At 42.6% G+C, this 15,763-nt stretch carries 13 protein-coding genes and 4 tRNA genes; 16 read left to right on the top strand and 1 reads right to left on the bottom strand.

Annotated elements, in window-relative coordinates; all coding sequences use genetic code 11:
• Window positions 1-51 precede the first annotated feature (51 nt).
• The 10 genes from HMPREF2991_RS04660 (at window position 52) to HMPREF2991_RS04705 (ending at window position 7,776) form a co-directional block, all read left to right on the top strand.
• Window positions 52-122 (top strand) — tRNA-Trp (locus tag HMPREF2991_RS04660).
• 14 nt (window positions 123-136) lie between these two features.
• Window positions 137-209, top strand: a tRNA-His gene (locus HMPREF2991_RS04665).
• A 13-nt stretch (window positions 210-222) separates the two neighbouring features.
• Window positions 223-294, top strand: a tRNA-Gln gene (locus HMPREF2991_RS04670).
• Between the two features lie 9 nt (window positions 295-303).
• Window positions 304-387, top strand: a tRNA-Leu gene (locus HMPREF2991_RS04675).
• Between the two features lie 184 nt (window positions 388-571).
• Window positions 572-1,849, top strand: coding sequence for a glutamate-cysteine ligase family protein (locus tag HMPREF2991_RS04680; RefSeq protein ID WP_070568094.1), 1,278 nt, complete (start codon window positions 572-574; stop codon window positions 1,847-1,849).
• A 75-nt stretch (window positions 1,850-1,924) separates the two neighbouring features.
• Entirely contained in the window at window positions 1,925-3,409 is a 1,485-nt protein-coding gene (gene thrC, locus HMPREF2991_RS04685; RefSeq protein WP_070568097.1) for a threonine synthase, read from the top strand.
• A gap of 60 nt (window positions 3,410-3,469) precedes the next feature.
• Window positions 3,470-4,750: an MATE family efflux transporter gene (locus HMPREF2991_RS04690; RefSeq protein WP_070568098.1), complete on the top strand. Its 1,281-nt coding sequence runs from the start codon at window positions 3,470-3,472 to the stop codon at window positions 4,748-4,750.
• Window positions 4,751-4,753: 3 nt separating this feature from the next.
• Window positions 4,754-5,410, top strand: coding sequence for an HAD family hydrolase (locus HMPREF2991_RS04695; RefSeq protein ID WP_070568101.1), 657 nt, complete (start codon window positions 4,754-4,756; stop codon window positions 5,408-5,410).
• 129 nt (window positions 5,411-5,539) lie between these two features.
• Complete coding sequence (locus HMPREF2991_RS04700) at window positions 5,540-6,766, top strand: LysM peptidoglycan-binding domain-containing protein (RefSeq protein WP_070568104.1); 1,227 nt, start codon at window positions 5,540-5,542, stop codon at window positions 6,764-6,766.
• A gap of 140 nt (window positions 6,767-6,906) precedes the next feature.
• On the top strand, window positions 6,907-7,776 hold the full coding sequence (locus tag HMPREF2991_RS04705) for a DUF2262 domain-containing protein (RefSeq protein WP_000982055.1): 870 nt from the start codon (window positions 6,907-6,909) through the stop codon (window positions 7,774-7,776).
• Window positions 7,777-7,917: 141 nt separating this feature from the next.
• On the opposite strand, the gene HMPREF2991_RS04710 is transcribed toward HMPREF2991_RS04705, so the two are convergent.
• A complete protein-coding gene (locus HMPREF2991_RS04710) occupies window positions 7,918-8,775 on the bottom strand; it encodes a DUF975 family protein (RefSeq protein ID WP_070568107.1) in 858 nt (285 codons plus the stop codon).
• 116 nt (window positions 8,776-8,891) lie between these two features.
• Between HMPREF2991_RS04710 and tgt the strand changes: the two genes are divergently transcribed.
• From tgt to comGB, 6 genes are all read left to right on the top strand, one after another.
• Window positions 8,892-10,034 carry a tRNA guanosine(34) transglycosylase Tgt gene (tgt, locus tag HMPREF2991_RS04715; protein ID WP_001285238.1) on the top strand — a complete coding sequence of 381 codons (1,143 nt, stop codon included), beginning with the start codon at window positions 8,892-8,894 and terminating at the stop codon, window positions 10,032-10,034.
• A 133-nt stretch (window positions 10,035-10,167) separates the two neighbouring features.
• Window positions 10,168-11,985, top strand: coding sequence for an acyltransferase family protein (locus tag HMPREF2991_RS04720; RefSeq protein ID WP_070568110.1), 1,818 nt, complete (start codon window positions 10,168-10,170; stop codon window positions 11,983-11,985).
• Between the two features lie 140 nt (window positions 11,986-12,125).
• Entirely contained in the window at window positions 12,126-13,277 is a 1,152-nt protein-coding gene (gene nagA, locus HMPREF2991_RS04725; RefSeq protein WP_070568112.1) for an N-acetylglucosamine-6-phosphate deacetylase, read from the top strand.
• A 152-nt stretch (window positions 13,278-13,429) separates the two neighbouring features.
• Entirely contained in the window at window positions 13,430-13,795 is a 366-nt protein-coding gene (locus HMPREF2991_RS04730; protein ID WP_000286396.1) for a DUF1033 family protein, read from the top strand.
• 61 nt (window positions 13,796-13,856) lie between these two features.
• Window positions 13,857-14,798, top strand: a complete 942-nt coding sequence (comGA, locus tag HMPREF2991_RS04735; protein ID WP_070568115.1) for a competence type IV pilus ATPase ComGA — start codon at window positions 13,857-13,859, stop codon at window positions 14,796-14,798.
• Window positions 14,746-15,762, top strand: coding sequence for a competence type IV pilus assembly protein ComGB (comGB, locus tag HMPREF2991_RS04740; RefSeq protein ID WP_000355379.1), 1,017 nt, complete (start codon window positions 14,746-14,748; stop codon window positions 15,760-15,762). The genes comGA and comGB overlap by 53 nt, the downstream gene beginning before the upstream one ends.
• Window position 15,763 lies beyond the last annotated feature (1 nt).

Here is a 15,763-nt window from a genome sequence, read left to right on the forward strand (position 1 = left end):
CGCTCCTTCGGGTTCGGGGGTTCGAATCCCTCCCCTTCCATTACTTTAGTTACGGGCATAGTTTAAAGGTAGAACTAAGGTCTCCAAAACCTTCAGTGTGGGTTCAATTCCTACTGCCCGTGTTAATATGATTATGGCGGGTGTGGTGAAGTGGTTAACACACCAGATTGTGGCTCTGGCATGCGTGGGTTCGATCCCCATCACTCGCCTATTTTATATTATTGGGGTATAGCCAAGCGGTAAGGCAAGGGACTTTGACTCCCTCATGCGTTGGTTCGAATCCAGCTACCCCAGTTACTATTTGCCGGCGTGGCGGAATTGGCAGACGCGCTGGACTCAAAATCCAGTGTCCGCAAGGACGTGCCGGTTCGACCCCGGCCGCCGGTATAGTGATAAAGACAAGGTTTTCGGATCTTGTTTTTTTGATTTAGTGAAGATTTTGATATTTTTCTTTAAGTACAGATTACTGATGAATCATCTTTTTCTTCTTATTCTAATCATTTTTAGTGTATTTTTGGTATAATATTACTTATTCACAATTTATTTTGATTATGAAAGAGTTTGGTGATTAATGTCTCGGTCTGTTGAATTACTAAAGAAACGTTACTTAAAGAATATAAAAGAGAACCCAGATTTATTTATTGGGATTGAGTTAGAATATCCTATTGTAAATTTAGAGGGTAAAGCTACAGATGGTGAAGTTGTTAAGGATCTCTTTCGGTATTTACCATCAGTACTGGGCTTTACTATCGAAAAAGTGGATGATTTTGGGAATCCAATTCAGTTGCTTGATCCAGTCAGCCAAGATACGATCTTGTTTGAGGTTGCTTATACGACGATTGAGTTTGCATTCGGAAAGGCCGAATCTATCCAAGAGGTGGAAGAACGCTTTAACTTCTATATGGCTACGATTCAGAATAAGTTGGGTGAAGCTAACCATGCTATTGTTGGCTGCGGCATTCATCCCAACTGGGATAAAAATGAGAATTGTCCAGTGGCTTATCCCCGCTATCAGATGTTGATGGATTATCTGAATTTGAGTAGAAATGTAACTAAATCAGATTTACATCATTTCCCTGAGTATGGTGCCTTTATCTGTGGAAGTCAGGTTCAACTGGACGTTTCAAAGTCCAACTACTTGCGGGTTATCAATGCTTTTACACAAATTGAAGCTGCAAAAGCCTTTTTATTTGCCAATTCTGAGTTTTCAGGGGAAGATTGGGATACTAAGATTTCAAGGGATATTTTTTGGGAAGAGTCTATGCACGGGATTTATCCTGAAAATGTAGGCGTCAATGCCAGACTCTTCAAAGACGAGAATGATTTTTTTGATTATCTAGATCATTCTGCAATCTTTACTGCGGAGCGTGATGGGCAGACCTATTATTTTTATCCGATTCAGGCTAGGGACTATTTGGCTACACCTGAAATCCAAGTATTTACCCTTAATGGGGATGAGGTGTTAATTCATCCTCAGGAGGAAGATTTCCAAACTCATCGTAGTTACCAGTACCAAGACTTAACGACTCGAGGGACTATTGAATTTCGTAGTGTGTGTACGCAATCTCTAGATAGAACTTTTGCTTCTGCTGCCTTTCACTTGGGATTGTTGGTTCATTTAGACAAGTTAGAAGCTTACTTGCAATCTGCACCATTTTTTACCACATTTGGTCGTGATTATAAGTCATTGAGGCGACAATTTTCTAAAAAACAACTCACAGATGAAGAAGAAGCTGCGGTTCTCGAGTTTTCTAAAGACTTACTCATCCTAGCTGAGGAAGGACTGGAGAAAAGAGATAAGCAAGAAATGGTTTATTTAGAGCCTTTGAAGAAAGAATTGGGATTATAATTTCTCTTATAAAGGGAGAATTTTCTGAAAAATCATGATATAATGGAAGAGACTATAGATAAAGGATAGAGATTCATGACATTAGTTTATCAATCAACGCGTGATGCCAACAATACAGTAACTGCCAGCCAAGCTATTTTGCAAGGTTTGGCAACGGATGGTGGTCTGTTTACACCACTTACTTATCCAAAGGTGGATTTGGACTTTGACACATTAAAAGATGCTTCTTACCAAGAAGTGGCTAAATTAGTTTTATCAGCATTTTTAGATGACTTTACGGCTGAGGAGTTGGACTACTGTATCAACAATGCCTACGATAGCAAGTTTGATACTCCAGCTATTGCGCCATTGGTGAAACTGGATGGGCAATACAACTTGGAATTGTTCCATGGTTCAACGATTGCCTTTAAGGATATGGCCTTGTCTATCTTGCCATACTTTATGACGACAGCCGCTAAAAAGCATGGTTTAGAGAACAAGATTGTCATTTTGACAGCGACATCTGGTGATACTGGGAAAGCTGCTATGGCGGGGTTTGCCGATGTGCCTGGTACTGAGATTATCGTTTTTTATCCAAAGGATGGTGTCAGCAAAGTACAAGAGTTGCAAATGACTACTCAGACTGGCGACAATACTCATGTTATCGCTATCGATGGAAACTTTGATGATGCGCAAACCAATGTGAAGCACATGTTCAACGATGTAGCTCTTCGTGAAAAGTTGGCTGCCAATAAACTGCAATTTTCATCAGCTAACTCTATGAACATTGGTCGTTTGGTACCACAGATTGTTTATTATGTTTATGCCTACGCTCAGTTGGTCAAGTCTGGTGAGATTGTGGCTGGTGAAAAGGTCAACTTCACAGTACCAACAGGAAACTTTGGAAATATTTTGGCTTCCTTTTATGCTAAACAAATCGGTCTTCCAGTTGGCAAATTAATCTGTGCTTCAAATGACAACAATGTTTTGACAGACTTCTTCAAGACACGTGTTTACGACAAGAAACGTGAGTTTAAAGTGACAACTAGTCCATCTATGGATATTCTGGTATCTTCAAACTTGGAGCGTTTGATTTTCCATCTTTTGGGGAATGATGCGGTTAAGACTGCTGAACTCATGAATGCCTTGAGTACACAAGGACAATATGAATTGACAGACTTTGATGCAGCGATTTTGGAACTCTTTGCAGCTGAATATGCGACTGAGGAAGAAACTGCGGCAGAAATTAAACGTGTTTATCAAACAGATACTTATATCGAGGACCCACACACAGCTGTTGCTTCAGCAGTTTATAGAAAATACCAAGCGGCTACTGGCGATGCGACTAAGACAGTGATTGCTTCAACAGCTAGTCCATACAAGTTCCCAGTAGTTGCAGTTGAAGCGGTAACAGGAAAAGCAGGCTTGACTGACTTTGAAGCCTTGGCTCAATTACATGACATTTCAGGAGTGGCAGTGCCACCAGCGGTTGATGGCCTTGAAACAGCTCCAGTTCGTCATAAAACAACAGTGGCAGCTGCTGACATGCAAGCAGCGGTGGAGACTTATCTAGGACTTTAAGACAGAGGAAGTAAACTCGGTTGGGAAACCAACTGAGTTTCTTTTCATCAGGAGGAGAGATTGTTTAAGAAAAATAAAGACATTCTTAATATTGCATTGCCAGCTATGGGTGAAAACTTTTTGCAGATGCTTATGGGCATGGTGGATAGTTACTTGGTCGCTCACTTGGGCTTAATCGCTATTTCAGGTGTTTCAGTGGCTGGCAATATTATCACCATTTACCAGGCGATTTTTATCGCTCTGGGAGCTGCTATCTCCAGTGTTATTTCAAAAAGTTTGGGGCAGAAAGATCAGTCCAAGTTGGCTTATCACGTGACAGAGGCTCTCAAGATAACCCTATTGCTGAGTGCACTTTTAGGCGCTTTATCGCTCTTTGCTGGGCAAGAGATGATAGGGCTCTTGGGAACTGAGCAGGATGTGGCCGAGAGTGGTGGACTCTACCTATCTTTGGTGGGTGGATCGATTGTTCTCTTGGGCTTGATGACCAGTCTAGGTGCCTTGATTCGTGCAACGCATAATCCGCGTCTACCTCTCTATGTTAGTCTTTTATCCAATGCCTTGAATATTCTTTTTTCAAGTCTAGCTATTTTTGTCCTTGATATGGGCATAGCGGGTGTTGCTTGGGGGACTATCTTGTCTCGCTTAGTCGGTCTTGTGATTTTGTGGTCGCAATTAAAGCTGCCTTTTGAGAAACCGACTTTTGGTTTAGATAAGGAACTATTGACTTTGGCTTTGCCAGCGGCAGGAGAACGTCTCATGATGCGAGCTGGAGATGTAGTGATCATTGCCTTGGTCGTCTCTTTTGGGACGGAGGCAGTAGCGGGAAATGCAGTCGGAGAAGTCTTGACCCAGTTTAACTATATGCCTGCCTTTGGCGTCGCTACGGCGACGGTCATGCAGGTAGCTCGAGCAGTTGGAGAGAATAACTGGGAAAGAGTAGATGATTTGAGCAAGCAAACCTTTTGGCTTTCTCTACTTCTCATGTTGCCCTTAACTCTCAGTATCTATGCCTTGGGGACACCATTGACTCATCTCTATACGATCGACCCTGTAGCGGTCGAAGCGAGCGTTTTGGTGGCACTGTTTTCTCTACTAGGAACTCCCATGGCGACAGGAACAGTCATCTATACTGCAGTTTGGCAGGGTTTGGGGAATGCTCGCCTCCCCTTTTATGCAACAAGTATTGGGATGTGGTGTATCCGCATTGGCACAGCCTATCTGATGGGGATTGTTCTTGGTTGGGGCTTGCCTGGTATTTGGGCAGGGACTCTCTTGGATAATGGTTTTCGTTGGTTATTTCTACGTTACCGTTACCAGCGTTATATGAGCTTGAAAGGATAGGAGATGCAAAAAACAGCCTTTATTTGGGATTTAGACGGGACTTTATTGGACTCTTACGAAGCGATTTTGTCAGGGATTAAGGAGACCTTTGCACAGTTTTCTATTCCTTATGATAAGGAGAAAGTGAGAGAGTTTATCCTCAAGTTTTCTGTGCAGGATTTGCTGGAGCAGGTGGCAGAAGAGAGAAACCTGGATGCGGAAGTGCTCAATCAGGTACGTGCCCAGAGCCTGGCTGAGAAAAATGCCCAGGTAGTTTTGATGCCAGGTGCGCGTGAAGTGCTAGCTTGGGCAGACCAAGCAGGGATTCGGCAGTTTGTCTATACTCATAAGGGGGACAATGCTTTTACCATTCTCAGAGACTTGGGGTTGGAATCCTATTTCAAAGAGATTTTAACCAGTCAGAGTGGCTTTGCGCGTAAGCCTAATTCACAAGCGGCTGACTATCTGTTAGACAAGTATCAGCTGGATCCTGAGAAGACCTATTATATAGGGGACCGGACTTTGGATGTGGAATTTGCCCAGAATAGCGGCCTTCAAAGCATCAATTTTTTAGAGTCGTCTTATGAAGGGAATCACATGATTCAAGAGTTAGCAGATATTCCTCATATTTCTGAGGATTGGGGGCGAGAAGATTGTGTCAGTTTTGTGACAGAAACCTAACAAACTATTTCAAGTAATCGAGTTTGTTACAAGGAATAGACAGTTCTGTTAAATAGGCCCGAGAGGGCTTTTTTTCTGCTTTTTTTGTGTTATGATAGACAGGTACTCATTTGAAAGGAATATGAACGAATGAAGAAAAGAATAATTTTAGCCTCAACAGTAGCCTTGTCTCTTGCTCCCGCATTAGGAGCTAAAGCTCAAGAAATCTCTTGGACAGCACGTAGCGTTGAGCAAATCCAAAATGATGTGACGAAAAACGAGAACAAAAACAGCTATACAGTTCAGTATGGTGATACCCTGAGCACGATTGCAGAAGCTTTGGGAGTAGATGTAACGGTTCTTGCTAATTTGAACAAAATTACCAATATGGACTTGATTTTCCCAGATACTGTCCTCACTACAACTGTCAATGAGGAAGAAGAGGTAACGGAAGTTGAAATCCAAGCTCCTCAAGCAGATGCTAGTGAAGAAGTGAAGACTGCGACAGCTGATTTGACGACAAATCAAGTGACAGTTGATGAACAAACAGTTCAAGTAGAAGACCTTTCTCAACCAATTGAGGAAGCTCCAACTGCAACAGAGACTGAAAAACCAGCAGAAGTAGCGCCAAGTTCAGAAGTTTCTGAGACAGCGACAGTTGCTGAAGAGACACCATTTACAGAAACACCTGTAGCTGAAGAAACAGCTGAAACGACTCCAGCGGAAGCACCAGTAGCAGAAACGCCTGCTGATACAAGAGGAACAAGTGCAACAGCAGCAACAACAGCAACTTCTGACGCTGCAACGTCGACTTATCAAGCAGAGCAAAGCCAAACTCCTTCAAGAACTTATTCAGCTCCAGCAACTGAAACACCTGCTGATACAACAGAATCAAGTGCAACAGAAGCAGCATCAACAGCAACTTCTGACACTGCAACTTCGACTTATCAAGCAGAGCAAAGCCAAACTCCGTCAAGAACTTATTCAGCTCCAGCGGCTCCTGACTATGCAGGACTTGCTGTAGCTAAGTCTGAGAATGCTGGTCTTCAACCACAAACGGCGGCCTTTAAAGAAGAAGTAGCCAACTTGTTTGGAATTACATCTTTTAGTGGCTACCGTCCTGGTGACAGTGGGGACCATGGTAAAGGTTTGGCCATCGACTTTATGGTTCCAGTGAGTTCAGCACTCGGAGATCAAATTGCAGAATATGCAGTCAAAAATATGGCTAGCCGTGGTATCAACTATATCATCTGGAAACAACGTTTCTACGCTCCATATGATAGTAAATATGGACCAGCCTACACGTGGAATCCAATGCCAGACCGTGGTAGCGTAACCGAAAACCACTATGATCACGTTCACGTATCAATGAACTAATAGAAAAAGAAGCTGAAAACTCATAAGGTTGAGGCTTCTTTTTGTTGTTCTAAGTCAAAATGTTTTCAAAGTTATGCTATAATCAAACTGAAGTTGACTGAAAATCAAGTATTTTTATTTTAGTAGAAGGTGAGAACACTATGATGAATAGTTTGAAAAAAACATTTGAGAAAACCATTGATGACTTTGAAAAAGAATTTTGTGGTGAAGTCGTTGAACTCTTGATTATCACTTTGCAAAATGTGGGAGGTGCGACTGTTTTAAAGAATGGATGGAAGTTGCCTTCGGTTCATTTTGTAGCAAGTGTGAATGTGGGGACAAAGGAGTTCTCGGAAATAGAGGGACGTTTGGAGTGGTTGGTGAGTCCAGAGGAATATGAAGAAAAGGGCTTGCTCTATAGCTATAGTTTCGAGCCCTATCAGATTCATCACATCAAATGTCAGAAAAGACCACAAAGGCAATTAGAACCTTATATGGCAGCAGTAGCGAATAACTGTTATCGTCTGCTGGAATACATTGAAGATGGGCAGTCGGATAGTAGATTAGAAGCTCTGATTGCAGAATATGTTAAACCAGTCGTCATCAAAGATTCTATAGGCGAATTCACTTTAAATAGAGCTTATTCATGGTTTGAGGGAAGTATGGATCTTGCGGGAAGCAGGGTTAGCGTGATGTTGGATGCAAATGAAGATGCCAGCTTACCACCAAAATCATTTGGCTACTTGAAAACATTTGTCAGGGATATTGACCGAAGAGACTCTGAAATCCGAGACGTTATAGTAAAAGAGATGTGGGAAACAGCAGAGGACTGGCTAGCTTCAGACGGAGATGCCGAAGTATTAACAGAGGACTATTTTTATAATTCCTTGTATCTGGGGGAACTGTCTATCAGCGAAGCGGGGGATTTGACTCTTTATTATGGAGATAAAGAGGATATTTTTGCTGGGCATGCGGTAGAAGTCAGGGCAGATATTGAAGGAAATATAGAAAATGTGACCTTGGTAGGGTAAATGGACAGCATGTGATTATTTCTTTATTGTGAATAAGCAACTTAGTCCTGTTACAGGAGTTTCTCCATTATATTTTAAAAATAACTGAAATCAGCACCTTCTTTAGAAAGTGCTGATTTTTTTGAGATAATAGTAGAAAGTTTATACTTTTCGGCGTTTGAGAGCGAGCAAAGTTCGATAGAAAATGATTTGGCTGCTCTGGATATAGGGAAGGATTGAAAAACTAGCAATTCCAAAAGTAATCCAATTGAGGAAGTACCAAGGAAGTAGTTGTAAATCGAGGACAAAGCGCTGGAATTTGTAACCTTTCATCAAGAAACGGCTGGTTCTCAGGATTTGGCTTGGTTTAGCCTGTCCTAAATCCAGAGTGTCGCAGAGGAGGAATTCTACCTGCGAGTAGGCGTAATGTTGCGGAACGTAGAGGATGTTCCCTACAATCATCAAGATGAGGCTCGCGAAAAAGTAGAGGCCAAAGGTCATAAGGAATTGCTCGGTTTCAAGGGATGAGAGGTTTAATTTTGGAAATTCAGGATGTAGGGCGACAAATCTCCGAGCTAAGAGATTGCTATAAAAGAGAAAATAAACGCCTACTAAGTTTGGAATGCTCCATAAAAAGAGGTAGAAACGTTTGAGGAGCAGAGTTAGGAAGGTTTGCGAGAAGCGCTCTGCAGCAAAGAGGGCTAGACTTGATTTTACTGAGAGTTCTGTATCAGGATCCTTGAGGAGTCGGAGTGTCGCAAAGGCAGCACCTGCTAGAAAAATCGTGCTCACAAAAGAAACCACTAGCGGGAAGAGATAGGCTTGGAGCACTTGTGCCAGCATGCTGAAAAAGGATTGCTCTAAAACATTTTCTTGGAGACGAGCCAAGGGGTTGAGAAAGCCTGATAAGATGACCAGTATGCTAGGTAAGAGATAGACGAGAAAGAGACGGGGATTTTCAGCCTGAAACTGCCTCGTCTGCAGACGAATGGTTTTTAAATCAATTTTTGGGTATTTCATTCTCTCATTATACCATAGTTCGTGACAGTTCCTGGTTTTTTTGATAAAATCATACAGTATGCCTTTGGGCACAAAGTATGAACTGGGACTGTCTTTCCCAGCTTCGGAGGTAGAAAATGTCAGATTCACCAATCAAATACCGTTTGATTAAGAAAGAAAAACATACAGGAGCTCGTCTGGGAGAAATCATCACCCCGCACGGTACCTTTCCAACGCCTATGTTTATGCCAGTTGGGACCCAAGCTACTGTAAAAACCCAGTCACCAGAGGAGTTGAAGGAGATGGGATCAGGGATTATCCTCTCTAATACCTATCATCTCTGGCTTCGCCCTGGAGATGAACTCATCGCACGCGCAGGTGGTCTCCACAAGTTCATGAATTGGGACCAACCAATCTTGACGGATAGTGGTGGTTTCCAGGTTTATTCCCTAGCTGATAGCCGAAATATCACCGAAGAAGGAGTAACCTTTAAAAACCATCTCAATGGTTCCAAGATGTTCCTATCGCCAGAAAAGGCCATCTCTATTCAGAATAATCTAGGCTCCGACATCATGATGTCTTTTGATGAATGTCCTCAGTTTTACCAACCTTATGACTACGTTAAGAAATCAATCGAGCGTACTAGCCGTTGGGCTGAGCGTGGTTTGAAGGCTCACCGTCGCCCGCATGACCAAGGTTTGTTTGGAATTGTACAGGGGGCAGGCTTTGAAGACCTTCGCCGTCAGTCAGCTCATGACCTTGTTAGCATGGATTTCCCTGGCTACTCTATCGGTGGTTTGGCAGTGGGAGAAACGCACGAAGAAATGAATGCCGTCTTGGACTTCACAACCCAACTTCTTCCTGAAAACAAACCTCGCTATTTGATGGGTGTGGGAGCGCCAGATAGCTTGATTGATGGAGTCATTCGTGGTGTAGATATGTTTGACTGTGTCTTGCCAACTCGTATTGCTCGTAACGGAACTTGTATGACCAGCCGAGGTCGTTTGGTTGTCAAGAATGCCCAATTCGCTGAAGATTTTACGCCACTGGATCCTGAGTGTGATTGCTACACATGTAAGAACTACACACGCGCTTATCTTCGTCACCTGCTCAAGGCTGATGAAACCTTTGGTATCCGCTTGACTAGTTACCACAATCTCTACTTCTTGCTCAACCTGATGAAGCAGGTCCGCCAAGCCATCATGGATGACAATCTCTTGGAATTTCGTGAGTATTTTGTAGAAAAATATGGCTACAACAAGTCAGGGCGCAATTTCTAAAGTGTAAAAATAGAATGCCAAAATCCTAAGTTTTCTCTTAGGATTTTTCCTATTTTTTTGATAGAATAGGGAGTATAATGGAATGGAAATTAGGTGGTGTTTTACTTCCTAATTTAATGGAGAATAGACTCGTATGCGTATTAAATGGTTTTCCTTGATTAGGATTACAGGTTTACTTTTGGTGCTTTTGTACCACTTCTTTCAAACAATCTTTCCTGGAGGATTCTTTGGGGTAGATGTCTTTTTCACTTTTTCAGGATTTTTGATCACCTCCCTCCTTTTAGAAGAATTTGGGAAGGCACATCAGATTGATTTGTTGGGCTTTTTTAAGAGACGGTTTTACCGCATCGTGCCACCTGTAGTGCTGATGGTTTTGGTGACCATGCCTTTTACTTTCTTGGTTCGTCAAGACTATGTTGCTGGAATTGGTGGCCAGATAGCTGGAGTTCTCGGTTTTATGACCAACTTCTACGAAATGTTAACAGGGGGAAGTTATGAATCCCAGTTCATTCCGCATCTCTTTGTTCACAACTGGAGTCTAGCTGTTGAGGTTCACTACTATATCCTTTGGGGCTTAGCGGTTTGGTTCTTATCGAAACGTTCAAAATCTAGTAGTCAATTGAGAGGGATGGTCTTTCTCCTTTCTGCAGGAGCTTTTATCATTAGCTTTTTCTCCATGTTTATTGGTAGTCTAATGGCTAGTTCCTATTCATCTGTCTACTTTTCAAGTTTGACCCATGTCTATCCCTTCTTTTTAGGAAGCATTTTAGCGACAGTTGTGGGGGTTCGTCAGACGAGCGATTTAGTCAAGCAGTTTGACCGGATGTGGGATCTTCGTCAAAATCTACTGGTATTTGCTGCAGGTCTCTTGGTGTTAATGCTCTTGACTTTCTTTGTCAAGTTCACCTACCTGTTTGCGTACTTATTTGGCTTCTTGCTAGCAAGTTTAGCGGCAGTGACCATGATTTTTGCTGCGCGTGTCTTGCATGAGAAAACGCCTGAGATACAAGAACCTCGGATCATTACATTTTTAGCGGATACTAGCTACGCGGTTTATCTTTTCCACTGGCCTTTTTATATTATCTTTTCTCAGCTGATGAGTAATCTGCCTGCTGTTATTCTGACAATCATCTTTTCTTATTTCTTTGCTATCCTATCCTTCTATATTATTGAGCCGTTGATTGCCGGTAAATCCAATCCTTTAATACGGAAGATTAGTCGATTGCCTCATATTAAACCAATTAGTGCTGGTGCTGCTGGCATTCTTACCTTGATTGCCTTGATTATCATAGCTGTGGCTCCCCAAGTTGGAGCTTTTGAGACAGACTTGATGGTCAATGGTTTCAAACAAGCCCAGACCAATATAGGACAAACAAAGACTCTTGCTGAACAAGCTGAACTGAGTCGTCTAGGAATTTCTGAGGGAACAAGCCTAATAGGAGATTCGGTAGCCTTGCGTGCCAATACAGCCTTACAAGAGGCACTTCCTGAAGCGAATATCAATGCCCAGGTTAGTCGAACGACCAAGCAAGCCAATGACATCATGCTCAATAACAGTCAGAACAAGGCGCTGCTAAAAACAGTCGTCATTGCAACGGGAGTCAACAATCCTGAAGGTTATAAGAATGATTTGGACAGCATCGTGAACAATCTACCGAAAGGACACCATCTGATACTGGTGACGCCTTATGAGGGAGACAAGAGCAAGGACACTTATACATCAGTGGAACAGTATGCGGCTTATGCACGGGAATTAGCTGAAAAGAATCCTTACGTGAGCATCGCTGACTGGAATAAGGTTGCTAAGGAACACCCTGAAATCTGGGCTGGAACCGACCAAGTCCACTTTGGAAATGATAGCAACATGATTGAAGAAGGTGCTAAACTTTACGCAGAAACGATTGCAGCTGCTGTTAAGGCTGCTCAAGAACTGCCTGTAAAATCAAAATAAAATTAAAGAGTTGGAGAAATCCAGCTCTTTTAAAATATCCACGAAAAATAGGTCTATACCATTTACAAATGAAAAAGAAAGGTTTATAATGTAATTGACATAATAAATTCTAGAATCAATCTATCAAGGAGGTTATCATTATGCCTAATTATATTAAAGCGGATCAGTTTTTCTACCCACACGGAGTTCGTTGTGGCGGTTACTTGGAACTTGTGGATGGCAAGTTTGGCAAGCATGTAGAACAGATTCCTGAGGGAGCTGAGGTGATTGACTATACCGGTTATAGCATTGCCCCAGGACTTGTGGATACCCACATTCATGGATTTGGTGGTGTTGATGTCATGGATAATAACATCGAAGGAACGCTTCATACCATGAGTGAAGGGCTCCTTAGCATGGGAGTAACGAGCTTCTTGCCAACGACGTTGACTTCTTCTTATGAGCAATTGCTCGCAGTAACAGAAAATATCGGTGCTCGTTACCAGGAAGCAACTGGAGCGAAAATTCGGGGTATCTATTTTGAAGGTCCGTATTTCACAGAGAAATACAAGGGAGCCCAAAACCCTGCTTATATGAAAGACCCCCGTATGGATGAGTTTCGTGCTTGGCAAAAAGCTGCCAATGGCTTGCTCAATAAAATCGCCCTTGCGCCAGAACGCGAAGGTGTAGAAGACTTTGTTCGTACAGTTACGGGTGAAGGAGTGACCGTTGCTCTTGGGCACTCCAATGCGACTTTTGATGAAGCTAAAAAAGCAGTCGATGCTGGAGCAAGTGTTTGGGTACATGCCTACAATGGAATGCGTGGGTTGACTCACCGTGAGCTCGGTATGGTAGGAGCCATGTATGAATTGCCACATACTTATGCAGAATTGATTTGTGACGGTCACCACGTAGATCCAAAGGCCTGTGACATTTTGCTCAAACAAAAAGGAACTGAAAATATCGCCCTTATCACAGACTGTATGACAGCGGGTGGTTTGGAAGATGGAGACTACATGTTGGGAGAATTCCCAGTAGTTGTTGCTAATGGAACTGCTCGCCTCAAATCGACAGGCAATTTGGCAGGTTCTATCCTCAAACTCAAAGATGGTTTGAAGAATGTGGTCGAATGGGGAATTGCGAATCCGCATGAAGCAGTCATGATGGCCAGCCTCAACCCAGCAAAATCTGTTCACATCGATGATGTCTGTGGCCAAATCCGTGAAGGCTACGACGCTGACTTTATCGTACTAGATAAAGATTTGGAATTAGTAGCAACCTACCTAGATGGTGTGAAACGTTATCAAGCCTAAGAAGATAAAAATAGGGGTCAATAAAGGACTCCTATTTTTATGATAGGCTGAAAAGGTATTTAAAGAAGTCTTCCTAAAGGGAAAGGCAAGCAAAATCCTTTTCTTGTAATAAAAAATTAGATATAATATACGATACAAAGGAAGTAGTAAGAATGTATCGTGTTATAGAAATGTATGGGGATTTTGAACCGTGGTGGTTCATAGAAGGTTGGGAAGAAGATGTCATCATGAGTCAATCTTTTGACAAGTATTATGATGCTCTAAAATATTATAAATCATGCTGGTTTGAGCTGGAAAAGAAGAATCCTCTTTATAAGAGTCGGAGTGATTTGATGACTATTTTTTGGGATCCTGCTGATAAACGCTGGTGTGATGAGTGTGATGAGTATTTGCAACAGTATCATTCTTTGGCACTTTTACAGGATGAGCAAGTCATCCCCGATGAAAAGCTACGTCCAGGCTACGAAAAACAAACAGGTCAAGAAAAACACCGTTCTTGCCGTATGAAATGGAGATAAAAAGTAACTTTTTAAGTTGCTTTTTTTATTTTTTTGCGAATAGTTAGATAAGGAGGGCGGTATGGTACAAGAAATTGCACAAAAAATTATTGCTACTGCGAAAGCAAAGAAGGCTCAGGATATCTATTTCATTCCCAAGGAAAAGTCCTATGAGCTTCACATGCGGGTTGGAGATGAGAGGTGTCTCGTTGACTCCTATGAGTTTGATGTTTTAGCTGCTGTGATTAGTCATTTTAAGTTTGTAGCGGGTATGAATGTAGGGGAGAAGAGACGTAGTCAGCTGGGCTCTTGCGACTATCAGCATGGGGAGAAGGTGTCTTCTCTGCGTTTGTCTACCGTAGGAGATTATCGGGGACATGAGAGTTTGGTCATTCGTTTGTTGCACGACGAAGAGCAGGACCTGCATTTCTGGTTTCAGGATATGAATGAACTGGGTGAGCAGTACCGGCAACGGGGCCTCTACCTTTTTGCGGGTCCAGTTGGAAGTGGCAAGACGACCTTGATGCACGAATTAGCCAAGTCTCTGTTTATGGGGCAACAGGTTATGTCCATCGAAGATCCTGTCGAAATCAAGCAGGAAGACATGCTCCAGTTGCAGTTGAATGAAGCGATTGGCTTGACCTATGAAAATCTGATCAAACTGTCTCTCCGGCATCGTCCGGACCTCTTGATTATCGGTGAAATTCGTGACAGCGAGACAGCGCGTGCAGTGGTCAGAGCCAGTTTGACAGGGGCGACAGTCTTTTCAACCATTCATGCTAAGAGTATCCGAGGTGTTTATGAACGCCTTCTGGAGTTGGGGGTGACGGAGGAGGAATTAGCAGTTGTTCTGCAAGGAGTCTGCTACCAGAGATTAATCGGGGGAGGAGGAATCGTTGACTTTGCAAACAAAGACTATCAAGAACACCAGCCAACCAGGTGGAATGAACAGATTGACCAGCTTCTTAAAGATGGACATATCACAAGTCTTCAGGCCGAAACGGAAAAAATTAGCTACAGCTAAGCAGAAGAAAATCATCACCCTGTTTAACAATCTCTTCTCCAGTGGCTTTCATTTGGTGGATATTATTTCTTTCTTGGGAAGAAGTGCCCTGCTAGAAAAGGACTATGTGGCCCAGATGCACCAAGGCTTGGCTCAGGGGAAATCTTTCTCAGAGATGATGGACAGCTTGGGCTTTTCAAGTGCTATTGTGACCCAGTTATCTCTAGCTGAAGTGCATGGAAATCTTCACCTGAGTCTGGGGAAGATAGAAGAATATCTGGATAATTTGTCCAAGGTCAAGAAAAAGTTAATCGAAGTGGCGACCTATCCTCTGATTTTGCTGGGATTTCTCCTGCTAATCATGCTGGGGTTGAGAAACTATCTACTTCCTCAACTGGACAGTAGCAATATCGCCACTCAAATCATCGGCAATCTGCCACAAATATTTCTGGGACTAGTGTTGGTTTGCTCTCTATCTTTGCTTTTAGCTCTCACTTTTTACAAAAGAAGTTCCAAGATGCGGGTCTTCTCGATGTTAGCGCGGATTCCCTTTCTAGGAATCTTTGTCCAGACTTATCTGACAGCTTATTATGCGCGTGAATGGGGCAATATGATTTCGCAGGGGATGGAGCTGATGCAGATTTTTCAGATCATGCAGGAACAAGGCTCACAGCTCTTTAACGAAATCGGTCAAGATTTGGCTCAAGCCCTGCAAAATGGCCGCGAATTTTCTCAAACCATAGCGACCTATCCTTTCTTTAAAAAGGAGTTGAGTCTCATCATCGAGTATGGGGAAGTCAAGTCCAAGCTGGGGAGTGAGTTGGAAATCTATGCTGAAAAAACTTGGGAAGCCTTTTTTACCCGAGTCAACCGCACCATGAATTTGGTGCAGCCACTGGTCTTTATCTTTGTGGCCCTGATTATCGTTTTACTTTATGCGGCAATGCTTATGCCCATGTATCAAAATATGGAGGTAAATTTTTAAA

The sequence above is a fragment of the Streptococcus sp. HMSC072D07 genome, assembly GCF_001814835.1.
GTDB lineage: Bacteria > Bacillota > Bacilli > Lactobacillales > Streptococcaceae > Streptococcus.

Excerpts from the sequence above, each read along its gene's own strand:
- HMPREF2991_RS04680 (WP_070568094.1), top strand. The coding sequence starts at position 572 with ATGTCTCGGTCTGTTGAATTACTAAAGAAACGTTACTTAAAGAATATA.
- thrC (WP_070568097.1), top strand. The coding sequence starts at position 1,925 with ATGACATTAGTTTATCAATCAACGCGTGATGCCAACAATACAGTAACT.
- HMPREF2991_RS04695 (WP_070568101.1), top strand. The coding sequence starts at position 4,754 with ATGCAAAAAACAGCCTTTATTTGGGATTTAGACGGGACTTTATTGGAC.
- HMPREF2991_RS04700 (WP_070568104.1), top strand. The coding sequence starts at position 5,540 with ATGAAGAAAAGAATAATTTTAGCCTCAACAGTAGCCTTGTCTCTTGCT.
- HMPREF2991_RS04705 (WP_000982055.1), top strand. The coding sequence starts at position 6,907 with ATGATGAATAGTTTGAAAAAAACATTTGAGAAAACCATTGATGACTTT.
- HMPREF2991_RS04710 (WP_070568107.1), bottom strand. The coding sequence starts at position 8,775 with ATGAAATACCCAAAAATTGATTTAAAAACCATTCGTCTGCAGACGAGG.
- tgt (WP_001285238.1), top strand. The coding sequence starts at position 8,892 with ATGTCAGATTCACCAATCAAATACCGTTTGATTAAGAAAGAAAAACAT.
- HMPREF2991_RS04720 (WP_070568110.1), top strand. The coding sequence starts at position 10,168 with ATGCGTATTAAATGGTTTTCCTTGATTAGGATTACAGGTTTACTTTTG.
- nagA (WP_070568112.1), top strand. The coding sequence starts at position 12,126 with ATGCCTAATTATATTAAAGCGGATCAGTTTTTCTACCCACACGGAGTT.
- HMPREF2991_RS04730 (WP_000286396.1), top strand. The coding sequence starts at position 13,430 with ATGTATCGTGTTATAGAAATGTATGGGGATTTTGAACCGTGGTGGTTC.
- comGA (WP_070568115.1), top strand. The coding sequence starts at position 13,857 with ATGGTACAAGAAATTGCACAAAAAATTATTGCTACTGCGAAAGCAAAG.
- comGB (WP_000355379.1), top strand. The coding sequence starts at position 14,746 with ATGGACATATCACAAGTCTTCAGGCCGAAACGGAAAAAATTAGCTACA.